This is a genomic window from Stenotrophomonas sp. SbOxS2 (assembly GCF_013416715.1).
Taxonomy (GTDB): Bacteria; Pseudomonadota; Gammaproteobacteria; order Xanthomonadales; family Xanthomonadaceae; genus Stenotrophomonas; species Stenotrophomonas lactitubi.
In genome coordinates this window covers 159,651-175,784 of record NZ_JAAVXD010000005.1, presented here as the reverse complement: position 1 = coordinate 175,784, position 16,134 = coordinate 159,651, and the positions used below count along the sequence as shown (strand labels likewise).

The window sequence follows — 16,134 nt, the reverse complement described above, 5'->3', positions numbered from 1 at the left end:
TGCATTCATCAACGCTTTTCGAACACCGCGATGCTTTCCACGTGCGCGGTGTGCGGGAACATGTCCATCGCACCGGCGCTGACCAGGGTGAAGCCCTGTTCGTTGACCAGGTAGCCGGCATCGCGGGCCAGCGAGCCCGGATGGCAGCTGACATAGACGATGCGCTTGAACTGCTTCAATGGCAGCTGCTGCAGCACTTCGATGGCACCGGAACGCGGCGGATCCAGCAGCAGCTTGTCGAAGCCCTGGCGCATCCACGGCGTGCTGCGCTGGTCCTGGGTCAGGTCGGCGCTGTAGAACTGCGCGTTGGCCAGTCCGTTGCGCTCGGCGTTCTCGCGCGCACGCGCCACCAGCCCGGCATCACCTTCCACGCCCACCACTTCGCGCACCTTGCGTGCCAGCGGCAGGGTGAAGTTGCCCAGGCCACAGAACAGGTCCAGCACGCGCTCGTCGGCACCCGGCTCAAGCAGGTCCAGCGCGTGGGCGATCATCTTCTCGTTGAGCTTGGCATTGACCTGGATGAAATCCAGCGGACGGAACGCCAGTTCGACATCCCACGGCGCCAGCCGGAACGACAGCGCCACGCCCTGCCCGTCCAGCGGCTGCACGGTGTCCACGCCACCCGACTGCAGGTAGATGACAAAGCCCTGCTGCTGGCCAAAGGCCGCCCAGGCAGCGCGATCAGCGTCACTCAGCGGCTGCAGGTGGCGCACGGTCAGCACCACGGCCTGGTCACCGGCGATGAACTCGATCTGCGGGATGTCGCGCTTGCCGTCCAGGGATTCGATGAAGGTCGACAGCACCTCCACCTTGGTGCCGATTTCCGGGATCACGGTCAGGCACTGCTGCAGGTCCGCGACGAAGCGCGGGTCCTGCTCGCGGAAGCCGACCAGGGTCTTGTCCTTCTTCTCGACCCGGCGCACAGAGAACCGGCCCTTGCGGCGGTAGCCCCAGCTGTCGCCGACCAGCGGCGGCAACACGGTGCCCGGCTTCACATGGCCGATGCGCTCCAGGTTGTCCATCAGCACGCGCTGCTTGGCGACGATCTGCTGGTCTTCATCCAGGTGCTGCAGCACACAGCCGGCACAGGTGCCGAAATGCGGGCACTTGGGGGTGACCCGCTGCGGCGAGGCCTGCAGCACCTGCACCGTGCGCGCCTCATCGAAGTGGCGGCTGCGGGCGGTCTGTTCGGCCATCACCACTTCGCCCGGCAGGGCACCGCTGATGAAGGTGACCTTGCCGCCCTCGCCTTCACGGCGGGCAACACCGCGACCATCATGGCTGAGGTCGAGGATCTCGGTCTGGAAGGGAGTACGGTCGATACGGGAGCGGGATCGGGCCACGTGGCAACAGGCTGCGGGCAAAAGTGGGGCCGTATTGTCGCAGATCCTGACCGGCGGGGCCGCTGGCCGCTTGCGCCCGCCGCCGCCGTGCTTGATGATTGACCCCAGCTGACATGGAGGCAGCCCTGATGCAGATGACCCCGCGGGCCAGTCGACCCCGCTTCCTGCTTGTCGAGGACGACATCATCAGCCGCGGTTTTTTCAAAGCGGCGTTGGAAACGTTACCAGCGGATGTGGACACCGCCGATTCACTGGCCAGCGCTTTGGCACGCGCCGAGCCCGGTGCCCACGATCTGTGGCTGATCGACGTCAACCTGCCCGATGGCAATGGTGCCCAGCTGTTGCACCAGCTGCGCCGCTCGCACCCGGACACCCCGGCGCTGGCGCATACCGCCGACGGCGATGCCGCCATTCACGCACGCCTGCGCGAGGCTGGCTTCAGCGACACCCTGGTCAAGCCGCTGGGCCGCGACCAGCTGCTGAAGGCGGTCCGTCGTGCGCTGGTCAACAGCCCTGCCGGTTCCACGGTGCCGCCAGCGGCGGTCGAGCTGGCGCTGGAGGACTGGGATGAAACCGCCGCTCTGGCCGCGCTCAATGGCCAGCGCAACCACCTGATTGCCCTGCGCGAACTGTTCCTGGCCGAACTGCCGGGCGTGCGCGACGCGGTCGAACAGGCCGTGGACCAGCACGACGAGCGCCAGCTGCGCAGCCAGCTGCACCGGTTGCAGGCCAGCTGCGGGTTCGTGGGTGCAGCGCGACTGGCACGCGCGGTGCGGCAGCTGCACCACACGCCCGAATCGGGGCAGGCACAGGCGGGGTTCCGCGCCGCCGTAGCGGCCCTGCTGCACTGAGGGGTTCGGCCGGGCTGCGCCCGGCACCCGCAGAGGCAACGGCCGGAGCAACGGCCAAAGCAACGGCCAAAGCCAAAGCGGCTTCCTGCGGGATGGCGGGGCGGCATGGGCTGGCAGGACACGCCGTAAACCCATCCATGGGGGCTCGATGGCGCCATCCATGGCGCCAACGGTCCTGCCAACCCATGCCGCCCCACCCCTGACAGTTTCCCGTTGTCTGGTAGATCCACGCCATGCGTGGATGAATCCATCGAAATCGAATATTTCGACAATTGAACGAAGAGCATCCACGCATGGCATGGATCTACGTGTCGACCAAGGTCGACACCTACCAGAGCCGGAAGCCGTTCCGACAGCTCGCGGACAATTGTCGAAGGCGGGATGGGTCCGGTGGCAGGGGCGTGAGCCGCATGGATGCGGCGACCGAGCCTACAGGGACGTATTTACGGCGTCCCCTGCCACCGGACCCACCCCGCCTACCCACGGATAGCCAGCTCTTGCCGTTGACGTTGATTCGGCAGGTGCAGGGCTGCAAGCCCTGCCGAACACCCCTCAACGCCTGGGCGCGAGCTGCTCCAGCATCTCCCACGACTTCAACCCGCGCGCGCCAAGGTGATGAGCCAGCACCCGCCGCATCGGCAGGCGCAGGCTGGCCAGATCGGCGGCTTCCGGTTCGTCGTCGGCTGCCAGGGCCAATAGTGCCGAGCCGGTAGCGGCGGCGCGACGCTCGCCGCCACGCTCACTGAGCAGGCGCTGCGGTCCTTCCTGCGGGTCCAGTTCATAGCGCGCCGCCGGGTCGATCGGCTGGCCATCGCTGGCGGTCTCCAGATCGAAGCCCACACCCAGCGCCGCCAGCAGCTCGCGTTCGAACCGGCGCAGGGTCCAGGCCAGTCCAGCACCCACGGCCAGACGCGCACGCGCTTCGCCGTAGGCCAGGTACAACTCCGGCAACGGATCCTGGCGCGGTGCCAGGCGCAGGGTCAGTTCACTCAAATAGAACCCGGCCAGCATGGCCTGGCCGAGCAGGCGCGGCGCCACATCCAACGCTTCAGCACCGCGCAGCTGGGCCAGTTCGCCACGTTGCAGCGCGCTGAAGCGGATCCACTGCAGGGGCTGCAGGGCCGCTCGCAGCACCTGGCCCTTGGCCGTGGAAACACCACGCGCGAGCAGGCCGATCCGGCCGTGCTCGGCGCTCAATACCTCGACCAGCAAGCTGGTCTCGCGATAGGCCCGCGCATGCAGCACGAAGCCGGTGTCGTCCTCGATCAGCATCGAAGCGACCGTCGCGGCTTATTCGTAGCCGAAGGCCTTCAGCGCGGCCTCGTCATCGGACCAGCCCTCACGCACGCGCACCCAGGTTTCCAGGAACACCTTGGCCCCGAACAGACGCTCCATCTGCAGGCGGGACTTGGCCCCGATCTCCTTCAGGCGGGTGCCGCCCTTGCCGATCACGATCGCCTTCTGGCCTTCGCGCTCGACCCAGATCACCGCACCGATGCGCAGCAGGTTGCCGTCCTCGGTGAAGCGCTCGATCTCCACCGTGGTGGCGTACGGCAGCTCTTCGCCCAACTGGCGCATCAGCTGTTCACGCACCAGTTCGCCCGCCAGGAAGCGCTGGCTGCGGTCGGTGATTTCGTCTTCGCCGAACATCGGCGGGGCTTCCGGCAACAGCGCCAGCACATCACGGACCAGGGCTTCCAGGCCGTTGCGCTTCTGCGCCGAAATCGGATGCACCGACGAGAAGTCACGGCCGGCGGTCACTTCCTGCAGGAACGGCAGCAGTGCGCCCTTGTCCTTCATGCGGTCGATCTTGTTGACCACCAGCACCACCGGGATACCGGCGTCGCGCAGCACGTTGAAGGCCAGGCTGTCCTCTTCGTCCCAGCGTCCGGCTTCGATCACCAGCAGGCCGGCGTCGACGCCTTCCAGCGAACCGCGGGCGGCGCGGTTCATGACCCGGTTCATCGCCCGCTTCTGCACCTTGTGCAGACCAGGTGTATCGACCAGCACCAGCTGCCCTTCCGGGTAGGTGGCGATGCCCAGCAGGCGGTGACGGGTGGTCTGCGGCCGGTTGGACACGATGCTGACCTTGGCCCCGACCAACGCATTGGTCAGGGTCGATTTGCCCACGTTCGGGCGGCCGATGACGGCCACGCTGCCGCAATGATGGGGAGTTTGTTCGCTCACTTGGAATCCAGTTGTTCAAGGACGGCCGCAGCCGCTTGTTGTTCGGCGATCCGCCGCGAGGAGCCTTCGCCCTCGGTGCTGGCGGCGGGGTCGGCTACGTTGCAGCGTACCCGGAAGTGTTTGGCGTGGTCGTCACCGGATTCTGACACCAGTTCGTACTGTGGCAACGCCTTCTGTCGGCCCTGCAGCCATTCCTGCAGGCGGGTCTTGGGATCCTTCTCCGGTCGCCCGGTGGCCGGCAGCGCCTCCATCGAGGCGGCAAACCAGGGCAGGACCATCGCCCGGCAGGCTTCAAAGCCCACGTCCAGGTAGATCGCCGCGACCACGGCCTCGAATGCATCGGCCAGGGTCGAGTCGCGGCGATGGCCGCCGGACTTCATTTCGCCAGGCCCCATCGTCAGCCGATCACCCAGCTGCAGGGTGCGGGCGATCACCGCCAGCGCACCCTCGCGCACCAGTTCGGCGCGGGCGCGGGTCATCGCGCCTTCGTCTGCCTTGGGCCAGCGCAGGTACAACGCCTCGGCGACCATCATGTTGACGATGCTGTCGCCGAGGAACTCCAGCCGCTCGTTATGCGGCGCGCCGGCACTGCGATGGGTCAGCGCCTGCTTGAGCAGGTCTGGATCGCGGAAGGCATGACCGATCAGGTCTTCACGTTGGAAAGATTTATTCGACACCGCTACGGGTCAGGTCCTGGGAAGAATCGAATTTGCCAACCACGTCCAGGTTGCCGACCAGCGGGCGGCGCACTTCGTAGTTGACCTTGAGGGTCCAGCCATTGTCGCGACGGTCGAACTTGACGTTGGCCGGCTTCACATTGTCCGAGTAGTTGATGTACAGCCGCTTGAAGAACAGGTCCTGGATGTTGGCCGGCGCCATGCTGCCGATACCGGGTTCTTTGGCCAGGCTCTTCATTGCCGAGCGCACCGCGTAATACTCCTGGTACATCGGGAACAGCTTCATGCCGACGTAGAGGAAGAAGCCAACCACGATCAGGACTACCAGGAACGAAGTCAGGGTCATGCCGCGCTGCGTGTTCATCGTCTTCATTGCGTTCTCCCCAGATACGCGAGTGGATGTGAAGTCAGTTGATGCTCGAGCCGATCCGCGACGGTTCGAAGCCGTCCTTGCAGAACCAGCCCTGGCAGTTCAGCCAGATCAGGAATGCCTTGCCACGCAGGTTCTCTTCCGGCAGCAGGCCCCAGAAACGGCCGTCGTCGCTGTTGTCACGATTGTCGCCCATCACCAGGTACTTGCCAGCCGGCACGGTCCACTGGCCCTGGCCACGCGGATAGTCGGTCTCCAGCACGGTGTGGGTGCGGCCCGGCAGGTGCTCGACCAGCAGGTTGGCGCCCTCGCCCTGGCCCTTGTGGCCGGCGTAGATGCCCTTGTTGTCGTACTTCAGCGGCTCGCCGTTGAGGATCACGCCGTCGCCTTCGAACACCACGGTGTCACCCGGCACGCCGATCACGCGCTTGATGAAGTTCTCGCCCTTGGCCGGGTCGTTGTCGCCATGGCCGGGGAAGTGGAACACCACCACGTCACCGCGGGCCGGATCGCCGACCGGCACGAAGCGGGTATTGGTGATCGGCAGGCGCAGGCCGTAGGAGAACTTGTTGACCAGGATGAAATCGCCGATCAGCAGGTTCGGCATCATCGAGCTGGACGGGATCTTGTACGGCTCGGCGATGAAGCTGCGCACGATCAGCACGATCGCCAGCACCGGGAAGAACGCACGCGAGTAGTCCACCAGCACCGGCTCGGTGTCGAGCAGGCCGGCGCGCTGGGCGCGACGCTTGGCCAGGTACAGCTTGTCGGCCAGCAGGATCAGGCCGGAGGCCAGGGTCAGCACGACCAGGAGGATCTCAAACAGTTTCATTCAGGGTCCTTTGCAACGTCACCGGACGATCGGCCCGAAGGCCGGTTTCGGGGCTTATTTGTTGTCCATCTGCAGCACGGCCAGGAAGGCTTCCTGCGGAATTTCCACGCGGCCGACCTGCTTCATGCGCTTCTTGCCTTCCTTCTGCTTTTCCAGAAGCTTCTTCTTGCGCGAAACGTCGCCACCATAGCACTTGGCCAGAACGTTCTTGCGCATGGCCTTGACCGTGGTGCGCGAGATGATCTGCGAGCCGACGGCGGCCTGGATGGCGACGTCGAACTGCTGGCGCGGGATCAGGTCCTTCATCTTCTCGCACAGCTCGCGACCACGACGATCGGCATGGCTGCGGTGCACGATCAGCGACAGCGCATCGACCTTGTCGCCATTGATCAGCACGTCCACGCGCACGAACGGACCGGCATCGAAGCGCACGAAGTGATAGTCCAGCGAGGCATAGCCACGGCTGACCGACTTCAGCTTGTCGAAGAAGTCCAGCACCACTTCGGCCATCGGCAGCTCGTAGCTGATCTGCACCTGGCTGCCCAGGTAATTGATGCCGAGCTGGCTGCCGCGCTTTTCTTCGCACAGCTTGATGATGTTGCCGATGTACTCCTCGGGGGTGAGCACGTTGGCGCGGATGATCGGCTCGCGGATCTCCTGCACATGGTTCACCGGCGGCAGCTTGGCCGGGTTGTCCATGTTGATGATCGTGCCATCGGTCTTCAGGACTTCATACACCACCGTCGGCGCGGTGCTGATCAGGTCCAGGTTGTATTCGCGTTCCAGGCGTTCCTGCACGATTTCCATGTGCAGCATGCCGAGGAAGCCGCAGCGGAAACCAAAGCCCATCGCTTCGGAACTTTCCGGCTCGAAGCGCAGCGCGGCATCGTTCAGGCGCAGCTTGTCCAGCGCTTCGCGCAGGTCCGGGTAATCCTCGGCATCGACCGGGAACAGGCCGGCGAACACGCGCGGCTGCATTTCCTGGAAGCCCGGCAACGGCTTCGGCGCCGGGTCGGCAGCGAGGGTGAGGGTGTCACCGACGGGCGCGCCATGCACGTCCTTGATGCTGGCGGTGACCCAGCCCACTTCGCCCGCGCGCAGTGCCGGCAGCACCTTGCGCTTGGGGGTGAACACACCGACGTTGTCGACCTGGTGGTTGCGGCCGGTGGACATCACCTGCAGCTTGTCGCCGGCCTTGATCTCGCCCTGCATCACGCGCACCAGCGAGACCACGCCCAGGTAGTTGTCGAACCACGAGTCGATGATCAGCGCCTGCAGCTTGTCGGTATCACGCGGCACCGGCGCCGGAATGCGATGCACGATCGCTTCCAGCACGTCGACCACGTTCAGGCCGGTCTTGGCACTGACCGGGACCGCGTCGCTGGCATCGATGCCGATCACGGCCTCGATCTCGGCCTTGGCGCGCTCGATATCGGCGGTGGGCAGGTCGATCTTGTTGATCACCGGCACCACTTCCAGCCCCTGCTCCACCGCGGTGTAGCAGTTGGCCACCGACTGCGCCTCCACACCCTGCGCCGCATCGACCACCAGCAGCGCGCCCTCGCAGGCGGCCAGCGAGCGGCTGACTTCATAGGAGAAGTCGACGTGGCCGGGGGTGTCGATGAAGTTCAGGTGGTAGGTCTGGCCGTCCTTCGCCACGTACGGCAGCGACACCGACTGCGCCTTGATGGTGATGCCACGCTCGCGCTCGATCGGGTTGGAGTCGAGCACCTGCGCTTCCATCTCGCGGGCCTGGAGGCCGCCACAGAGCTGGATGATGCGGTCGGCCAGCGTGGACTTGCCGTGGTCGACGTGGGCGATGATGGAGAAGTTGCGGATGTTCCGCATCGAATCAGAGGACATAGAGAGGTGGCGGCGGCGCGCGGCGTCGTCAGGGTAACGGTCGATTATCGCATGCCCGGAGGGTGACCGCGTGGTTGGCCGGGCCGGACAGCCTCCGGAATGGCCGAAGCCCCGCCGGGGCGGGGCTTCGGGGATACCACATGGGCCGCCGTGAAGGCGGCCATCCGTTGTTACGGGCCGGCCTTGACCGCCACGAAGGCGCTGTTGCCGCTGCCGGTACGGACCAGCAGCATGACCACGTCACCCTTCTTGTACCCGGAAAGTGCACGGTTCAGGGTTTCCACGCTGCCGACCGGGGTGCTGGCCACCTGCAGGATCACCATGCCGCCGGACAGGCCGGCATCCCGGGCACCCTCGCCCTTCACTGCGGTGATGCGGACACCTTCGCCCGTCTCCAGGCCCAGCTGCTTGCGCTGCGGCGCAGTCAGGTCGGCAACCTCCAACCCCAGCAGGGCATTGGCGCCGGTCTGCGGGGCTGCCGTGTCATTGCCTGCGGAGGGGCTGCGGGCGTTGCCCTGCGCATCCTCGGCCAGGGCCGTCAGGGTCGCGCTCAGGTCACGCGGCTTGCCGTCGCGGATCACGCCCAGGGTGACCCGGCTGCCCGGCGCCATCGCACCGATCAGCGGCGGCAGATCGGACCAGCTGTTGACCGGCGCGCCGTTCACCGTGCGGATCACGTCACCGATCTTGACCCCGGCCTTGGCCGCAGCGCTGTCCGGCACGATCTGGTTGACCAGCGCGCCGCGGCTGTCGGGCAGGCCCATCGCCTGTGCCTTCAGGCCGTCGATTTCCTGGACCACCGCGCCGAGCTGGCCACGGGTGACCTTGCCGGTCTTCTTGATCTGCTCGACCGCACTCATCGCCAGGTCGATCGGGATCGCGAAGCTGATGCCCATGTAGCCACCCGAGGCCGAGAAGATCTGCGAGTTGATGCCGACTACTTCACCGCGGGTGTTCAGCAGCGGACCGCCGGAATTGCCCTGGTTGATCGCCACGTCGGTCTGGATGAACGGCACATAGCGCTGGTCCGGCCCACCGGTATTGCGGCCGAGGGCGCTGACCACGCCGGCGGTAACCGAGTGGTCCAGCCCGAACGGCGAGCCGATCGCGACAACCCACTGACCGGGCTTCAGGCTGTTGGAATCACCCACGCGCACGGTCGGCAGGTTCTTGCCGTCGATCTTCAGCAGGGCCACGTCGTACTGCTGGTCGCTGCCGACCACCTTGGCGGTGAACTCGCGACGATCGCCGAGCTTGACCTTCACTTCACTGGCGTCGGCGACCACGTGGTAATTGGTCAGCACGTAGCCATCAGGCGAAATGATGAAGCCCGAACCCATGCCGCGGCCCTTGATGCTGGGTCCACCGTCCTGGCCACCGGGCCCCTGCCCCGGCATCGGGAAATCCGGGCCGAAGAAGCGGCGGAAGAACTCGGGCATCTCGTCATCACCCGGGCCCATGCCGCCCCGTGCCTGGCGGTTGCTGCGGACGATGGTGGTGTCGACGTTGACCACACCGGGGCCGACCTGTTCCACCAGATTGGTGAAATCAGGCAGACCGCTGACCAGCGGTTGCGCCGGTGCGCGCGGCGCCGCAGCGGCGGCCGCGGCCTGCGGCTGGGCGGCAGGCGCCGCCGGTTGGGCACAGGCCACCAGCGGCAGGGTCAAGGCGAACAGGCCAATGGCCTGTGTGCGGAGTCGGGGAGTCATCGGACGGCAACCTCCGGGTCGGATGGAAAGGGAAAGAAGCGCCCCGCCGACGGCGGGGCGTGGGACGGTACCCGGCTCAGTCGCGCGGGCGCTGCGGCGCCGGCAGATCATCCTGCAGGCGCGGCTCGAACGGATAGAACGCGGCGCCACCGGCATGGGCCGGGAAGCTGGCATTGAGAGCGCCACCGGCGGCGGGCGCCAGGCTGGAGCGCGGCCACGGCCGTGCCTGCAGGCTGCCGACCTCGCCAAATGGCAGGTTGCGCGCGCTACTGGCGGGCACGGTCGGGGTCAGAGGCGCCTGGCTGGCGACCGCGCGCAGCGGTGCGTCATCGCGCTGGGCCACGCGTGCGGCCTGCTGGCTGCGGGTGGCGCTGGCGCGGCGTGCGTCCTGGCGGCGGCTGGCCGCTGCCATGGCCACCGCCGGCACGCTGGCCACGGCCATCGCGGCGGTGTCCACCGATGCCTCGGTGACAGCCGCAGGCTGCCCGGATGCCGGCGGCAACTGCGCCTGGCTGGCGATCACCTGCGGTGCGGAGACATCGACGGGCGGCGCCTCCTGCAGTTTTTCGCGGCCTACGAACAGCGCCACGGCGGCAACCGAAGCCGCCAGCGCGCCACCACCCCAGGCACGCCAACCACTGCGGCGGGCCTGACGCTTCGGCTCAGCCTGCGGCGCAGGCTCGGCGGCGATGGCGGCAGCCACGGCGGCACTGAAACCGGCCGGTGCCAGCAGTGACGCCTGGCCACGCATGACGTCACCCAGCAGCTGCCAGCGTTCCTGGCAGCCAGCCAGTTCCGGATCGTGTTCCATGCGGCGCACCAGGAAGCGCGCCTCGTCTGCCCCCAGCTCGCCGTCCACCAGCGCCGACAACTGCTGGCGATGGCGTTCGTCCAGGCGTTGCCCGGCGGGAGACTGGTGGTTGTGCGATTCGTTGTTCGGAATGCGGGTCATATACGGCTCTTCTCGCGGGTGGCGCTGCCGATGTCCAACAGCGGCCGGAGTTCGGTGTCGATCGCCTCGCGCGCCCGGAAGATCCGTGAACGCACGGTGCCGATCGGGCACCCCATCTTCTGCGCGATTTCCTCGTAACTCAGGCCTTCCACCTCGCGCAGGGTGATCGCTGACCGGAGTTCTTCCGGCAGCGCATTGACGGCCTTCATCACCGTCTGTTCCAGTTCCTGGCGCATCAACTCGCGCTCGGGCGTGTCGGTGTCGCGCAGGCGTGTTCCGCTGTCGAACTGCTCGGCGTCGCCGATGTCGATGTCATCGGTCGGCGGGCGGCGATTGTGCGAAGCCAGGTGGTTTTTGGCGGTATTCACGGCGATCCGATGCAACCAGGTTGAGAACTGGGCGTCGCCACGGAAACTTCCAATCGCACGGTAAGCACGGATGAAAGTGTCCTGGGCCACGTCCTGACATTCACTCCAGTCGGCGATGTAGCGACCGACCAGGGCCACGACCCGATGCTGGTACTTGCGCACCAGGACATCGAAGGCGGCACTCTCGCCGTGCTGCACGCGCCGGACCAGTTCCAGATCCAGCTCCTGTGGTGTATCAACATCGGCCATGAGGGGCCGCACTCCTGTCAGCCCAACCGACGTCGGGCAATGAGACTGCCAATCCCGGGAAAAGTTCAGTCGCCGATCACCTGGCGCCGCACCAGCTTTTAACCACCGTTCCGTTAACGTTCCGGTCCAAGGCCTGCGATCCGGGGCGCCACACCCCTGCTATTGGGATTTGACGCGGGGGAAACAACCTCTGGATCATAGCCCCCTTCTCCATACACAACCGGATGGAACGTCCATGCTCTCAAGCTTCGATGGTCTCCGCTTCAGCCACTGGCACCCCGAGATCCGCGACGATGGCGTGGTGGTCCTCTCCCTTGATCGTCAGGACAGCAGTGTCAACGCAATGTCGCAGGATGTCCTGCTGGAGCTGGGCGATCTGCTTGAGCGCATCGCCATGGACCCGCCGAAGGGCGTGGTGATCCAGTCGATCAAGAAGGCAGGCTTCATCGCCGGCGCCGACCTGAAGGAATTCCAGGAATTCGATCGCCGCGGCACCGTCAACGATGCCATCCGCCGTGGCCAGTCGACCTACCAGAAGCTGGCCGAACTGCCCTGCCCGACCGTGGCCGCCATCCATGGCCATTGCCTGGGCGGCGGCACCGAGCTGGCCCTGGCCTGCCGCTACCGCGTCGCGTCCAATGACAGCTCCACCCGCATCGGCCTGCCGGAAACCCAGCTGGGCATCTTCCCGGGCTGGGGTGGCAGCGCGCGCCTGCCGCAGCTGGTCGGCGCGCCGGCGGCGATGGACATGATGCTGACCGGACGCACGCTGTCGGCCTCGGCCGCACGCGGCATCGGCCTGGTCGACAAGGTGGTGGCACCGGCCGTAGTGCTCGACACCGCCGTGGCGCTGGCGCTGTCCGGCACCACCCGCCCGTTCAAGCAGCGCGCGACGGCGTGGGCGACCAATACCTGGCTTGCACGCCAGCTGCTGGCACCGCAGATGGTCAAGCAGGTTGCGCGCAAGGCGAAGAAGGACCAGTACCCGGCGCCGTATGCGTTGATCAGCACCTGGCAGCGCAGCGGCGGCAAGCCGGTGCAGGCACGCCTGGATGCCGAACGACGCGCGGTGGTGAAGCTGGCCAGCACGCCGACCGCGCGCAACCTGATCCGCATCTTCTTCCTCACCGAACGCCTGAAGGGCCTGGGTGGTGGAGATTCCGGCATCCGCCACGTGCACGTGGTCGGTGCCGGCGTGATGGGCGGTGACATCGCGGCGTGGGCCGCCTACAAGGGCTTCGACGTGACCCTGCAGGACCGCGAGCAGCGTTTCATCGACCCGGCCATGGAACGCGCGCAGGCACTGTTTGCCAAGAAGGTGCGCGACGAGAGCAAGCGCCCGGCGGTGGCCGCACGCCTGCGTGCGGATCTGGAAGGCAACGGCGCGGCCCAGGCCGATCTGGTGATCGAAGCGATCATCGAGAACCCGGAAGCCAAGCGTGCGCTGTACCAGACGCTGGAGCCGAAGATGAAGCTCGACGCGCTGCTGACCACCAACACCTCGTCGATTCCGCTGGTGGAACTGCGCGATCACATCCAGCGTCCGGCGCAGTTCGCCGGCCTGCATTACTTCAATCCGGTGGCACAGATGCCGCTGGTGGAGATCATCCATCACGACGGCATGGCCGCTGAGACCGAGCGTCGCCTGGCCGCCTTCTGCAAGGCGCTGGGCAAGTTCCCGGTGCCGGTGGCCGGCACTCCCGGCTTCCTGGTCAACCGCGTGCTGTTCCCGTACATGCTGGAAGCGGCCACCGCGTATGCCGAAGGTATTCCGGGTCCGGTGATCGACAAGGCGGCGGTGAAGTTCGGCATGCCGATGGGCCCGATCGAACTGATCGACACCGTGGGCCTGGACGTGGCCGCTGGCGTGGGCAAGGAACTGGCACCGTTCCTGGGCCTGCAGATTCCGGCGGCGCTGCAGACGGTGGAACCGGACAAGCGCGGCAAGAAGGATGGCCAGGGCATCTACACCTGGGAGAACGGCCGGGCCAAGAAGCCGGACGTGGCACGCGACTACCAGGCGCCTGCCGATCTGGAAGATCGCCTGATCCTGCCGCTGTTGAACGAGGCAGTGGCGTGCCTGCACGAGGGCGTGGTGTCCGACGCGGACCTGCTGGATGCGGGCGTGATCTTCGGTACCGGTTTCGCACCGTTCCGCGGCGGTCCGATCCAGCACATCCGTGCAGTCGGTGCCGATGCACTGGTGGAACGCCTGAAGGCGTTGCAGCAGCGTCACGGCGACCGTTTCGCACCGCGCCCAGGCTGGGACAACCCGCTCCTGCGCGAACCGGTGGTTTGATCGGCCAGGCCTGCGGCCCGGCACCCGCAGAGGCAACAGCTACAGCTACAGCAGAAGCCAGAGCCAAAGCGGCTCTGGCTTTTCTGTTTGTTGGGTGGGCCGGTGTCGGGTTGCGGGGACGCCGTAAACCCATCCTTGGGGGCTTGGCCGCGGCATCCATGCCGCGGACACCCCGCAACCCGACACCGCCCCACCCCTGACAGTTTCCCGGTGACGGTCGGTGAACTGCGATTGCTGGTAGGTGTCGACCTTGGTCGACACGCTTGATCCACGCCATGCGTGGATGCGAGCGAAGCGACCAGCGTTTGATTTTGATCTTCTTTTTTCTTCTCCGTGGCTGGACGGCACACGGAAACTGTCAGAGGTCGGGCGGGTGGGTTGCGCAGGGGCGTGAGCCGCATGGATGCGGCGCCCGAGCTTACAGGGACGTACTTGCAGCGCCCCCTGCGCAACCCACCCGCCCGGCCAAGCGCGACTTCTGCTTTTGCCTTCAGCGACCAACCAACAGCCACGAGGGGCTGCGCCGTTGGCTGGAACAACCTGTTACCCGAACGGGGAATGTCACCGTCACGACAGCATGCGATGCTGACCGCCTTGATCCCTGCCAGCGAGAACGCCCGCATGACCACCATCATCGCCCCGCGCGTACACGACATCGGCGGCCTGGAAGTGCGCCGTGCAGTGCCCACCCTGCAGGCCCGCAGCATCGGTTCGTTCGTGTTCGTCGACCAGATGGGCCCGGCACTCATGCACCCCGGTACGGCCATCGACGTGCGTCCGCATCCGCATATCGGCCTGGCCACCGTCACCTATCTGTGGTCGGGCGCCATCGGCCACCGCGACACGCTGGGTTCGGACCAGGTGATCCGCCCCGGCGACGTCAACTGGATGACCGCCGGCCGCGGCATCGCCCATTCCGAGCGCACGCCGCAACCCGATCGCGACCATGACAACCCGATCCACGGCATGCAGACCTGGGTAGCGTTGCCGAAGTCGCATGAGGAAATCGAACCGGCGTTCTACCACCATGCGGCTGCCACCCTGCCCGAGCAGCGTCGCAACGGCGCCTGGCTGCGGGTGATCGCCGGGCGCGCCTACGGCGAGGAGTCGCCGGTAAAGGTGTTCGCCGATACGCTCAACGTGGCGATCGACCTCGACCCGGATGCAGAGATCGACATCGATGATGGTCACCGCGAGCGTGCGCTGTACATCCTCGAGGGCGAAGCGCAGCTGGATGGCGTGGACATTCCGGCCCAGCACCTGGTGATTCCCGAAGCCGGTGCGCGTGGCCGCCTGCGCGCGAAGACGCCGGTGAAGGCGATGCTGTTCGGCGGCGAGCCGCTGGATGGCCCGCGCCATCTGTGGTGGAACTTCGTTTCCAGTTCGAAGGAACGTATCGAGCAGGCCAAGCACGACTGGGAAGCCGGGCGTTTCGGCACCATTCCCGGCGACGACAAGGAATTCATTCCCCTGCCCGAGCATTGAGCATCGCGTGTTGCACACATCCGAGGGTGTATCCCTGCACCCGGCGTTGACGCTACAGTCACCCGCTGATCACTGAAATGTGACATAAATCACACTTTCGACCGTCAAAGGAGTGCAACACATGAGCATGGGTAAACGCTTGTCCGCCGAGTTCCTCGGCACGTTCTGGCTGGTTCTGGGTGGCTGTGGCAGTGCCGTGCTGGCCGCCAAGTTCGGTGGCGACGGCAATCCGCTGGGTATCGGTTTCCTCGGCGTGGCGCTGGCCTTCGGCCTGACCGTGGTGACCGGCGCCTACGCGTTCGGCCATATCTCCGGTGCGCACTTCAATCCGGCCGTCAGCGTGGGCCTGTGGGCCGGCGGCCGCTTCCCGACCAGGGATCTGCTGCCCTACATCATTGCCCAGGTGGCCGGCGGCCTGCTGGCGGGTTTCATCCTGCTGCAGATCGCCTCCGGTGCCAGCGGCTTCGCCATTGATGGCAGCCAGGCGGGTGCGTTCGCCAGCAACGGCTATGGTGCGCTGTCGCCCGGTGGCTACAGCGTGGCGGCCGCGTTCCTGTGCGAAGTGGTGCTCACGGCAGTGTTCCTGATCGTGATCATGGGCGCGACCCATGGCAAGGCGCCGGCAGGTTTCGCGCCGCTGGCCATCGGCCTGGCCCTGACCCTGATCCACCTGATCAGCATTCCGGTCACCAATACGTCGGTGAACCCGGCCCGCTCCACGGCGGTGGCCTTCTTCGCCGGCAGCGGCGCAACCGGCCAGCTGTGGCTGTTCTGGGTCGCCCCGCTGCTGGGCGGTGCGATCGGCGGCATCATCTACAAGTGGATCGGCAACGACCGCTGAGCCGTGACCGTGCCATTGCGGCCGACCTTCGGCCGCAATGGTTACGGATGTAACCGCGATTTGTGCGATCGCTCACGTTCCGTTAAGGTCTGGTCATCCGCCCGTGCT

14 protein-coding genes are annotated in these 16,134 nt (G+C 66.4%); 4 read left to right on the top strand and 10 right to left on the bottom strand.

Annotation, left to right across the window (positions count from 1 at the left end; genetic code table 11):
- Positions 1-8: 8 nt before the first annotated feature.
- Entirely contained in the window at positions 9-1,343 is a 1,335-nt protein-coding gene (rlmD, locus tag HFK18_RS10385) for a 23S rRNA (uracil(1939)-C(5))-methyltransferase RlmD (RefSeq protein WP_099818938.1), read from the bottom strand.
- A gap of 128 nt (positions 1,344-1,471) precedes the next feature.
- On the opposite strand from rlmD, the gene HFK18_RS10380 reads away from it, so the two are divergent.
- Positions 1,472-2,194 (top strand): response regulator, encoded by a 723-nt coding sequence (locus tag HFK18_RS10380; RefSeq protein ID WP_025879186.1) that lies wholly within the window; start codon positions 1,472-1,474, stop codon positions 2,192-2,194.
- Between the two features lie 552 nt (positions 2,195-2,746).
- Here the strand turns inward: HFK18_RS10380 and recO are convergent.
- The 9 genes from recO to rpoE all read right to left on the bottom strand — a co-directional run bounded on the left by recO (position 2,747) and on the right by rpoE (position 11,401).
- Complete coding sequence (gene recO / locus HFK18_RS10375) at positions 2,747-3,466, bottom strand: DNA repair protein RecO (RefSeq protein ID WP_180166238.1); 720 nt, start codon at positions 3,464-3,466, stop codon at positions 2,747-2,749.
- An 18-nt stretch (positions 3,467-3,484) separates the two neighbouring features.
- Positions 3,485-4,381: a GTPase Era gene (era, locus tag HFK18_RS10370; RefSeq protein ID WP_025877117.1), complete on the bottom strand. Its 897-nt coding sequence runs from the start codon at positions 4,379-4,381 to the stop codon at positions 3,485-3,487.
- Entirely contained in the window at positions 4,378-5,058 is a 681-nt protein-coding gene (rnc, locus tag HFK18_RS10365; RefSeq protein ID WP_180166237.1) for a ribonuclease III, read from the bottom strand. The genes era and rnc overlap by 4 nt, the downstream gene beginning before the upstream one ends.
- Positions 5,048-5,431 carry a DUF4845 domain-containing protein gene (locus HFK18_RS10360; protein WP_180166236.1) on the bottom strand — a complete coding sequence of 128 codons (384 nt, stop codon included), beginning with the start codon at positions 5,429-5,431 and terminating at the stop codon, positions 5,048-5,050. The genes rnc and HFK18_RS10360 overlap by 11 nt, the downstream gene beginning before the upstream one ends.
- A gap of 34 nt (positions 5,432-5,465) precedes the next feature.
- Complete coding sequence (gene lepB / locus HFK18_RS10355; protein ID WP_025877111.1) at positions 5,466-6,260, bottom strand: signal peptidase I; 795 nt, start codon at positions 6,258-6,260, stop codon at positions 5,466-5,468.
- A gap of 54 nt (positions 6,261-6,314) precedes the next feature.
- Positions 6,315-8,108 carry a translation elongation factor 4 gene (gene lepA / locus HFK18_RS10350; protein WP_180166648.1) on the bottom strand — a complete coding sequence of 598 codons (1,794 nt, stop codon included), beginning with the start codon at positions 8,106-8,108 and terminating at the stop codon, positions 6,315-6,317.
- A 185-nt stretch (positions 8,109-8,293) separates the two neighbouring features.
- Positions 8,294-9,832 carry a DegQ family serine endoprotease gene (locus tag HFK18_RS10345; protein WP_180166235.1) on the bottom strand — a complete coding sequence of 513 codons (1,539 nt, stop codon included), beginning with the start codon at positions 9,830-9,832 and terminating at the stop codon, positions 8,294-8,296.
- A 76-nt stretch (positions 9,833-9,908) separates the two neighbouring features.
- Positions 9,909-10,784 (bottom strand): sigma-E factor negative regulatory protein, encoded by an 876-nt coding sequence (locus HFK18_RS10340; protein ID WP_180166234.1) that lies wholly within the window; start codon positions 10,782-10,784, stop codon positions 9,909-9,911.
- Complete coding sequence (gene rpoE / locus HFK18_RS10335) at positions 10,781-11,401, bottom strand: RNA polymerase sigma factor RpoE (protein ID WP_025877103.1); 621 nt, start codon at positions 11,399-11,401, stop codon at positions 10,781-10,783. The genes HFK18_RS10340 and rpoE overlap by 4 nt, the downstream gene beginning before the upstream one ends.
- 235 nt (positions 11,402-11,636) lie before the next feature.
- On the opposite strand from rpoE, the gene HFK18_RS10330 reads away from it, so the two are divergent.
- From HFK18_RS10330 to aqpZ, 3 genes are all read left to right on the top strand, one after another.
- Complete coding sequence (locus tag HFK18_RS10330) at positions 11,637-13,700, top strand: 3-hydroxyacyl-CoA dehydrogenase NAD-binding domain-containing protein (protein ID WP_180166233.1); 2,064 nt, start codon at positions 11,637-11,639, stop codon at positions 13,698-13,700.
- Between the two features lie 621 nt (positions 13,701-14,321).
- Positions 14,322-15,185 carry a pirin family protein gene (locus tag HFK18_RS10325; RefSeq protein WP_099818932.1) on the top strand — a complete coding sequence of 288 codons (864 nt, stop codon included), beginning with the start codon at positions 14,322-14,324 and terminating at the stop codon, positions 15,183-15,185.
- A 121-nt stretch (positions 15,186-15,306) separates the two neighbouring features.
- A complete protein-coding gene (gene aqpZ, locus HFK18_RS10320) occupies positions 15,307-16,026 on the top strand; it encodes an aquaporin Z (RefSeq protein ID WP_180166232.1) in 720 nt (239 codons plus the stop codon).
- Positions 16,027-16,134: the final 108 nt, after the last annotated feature.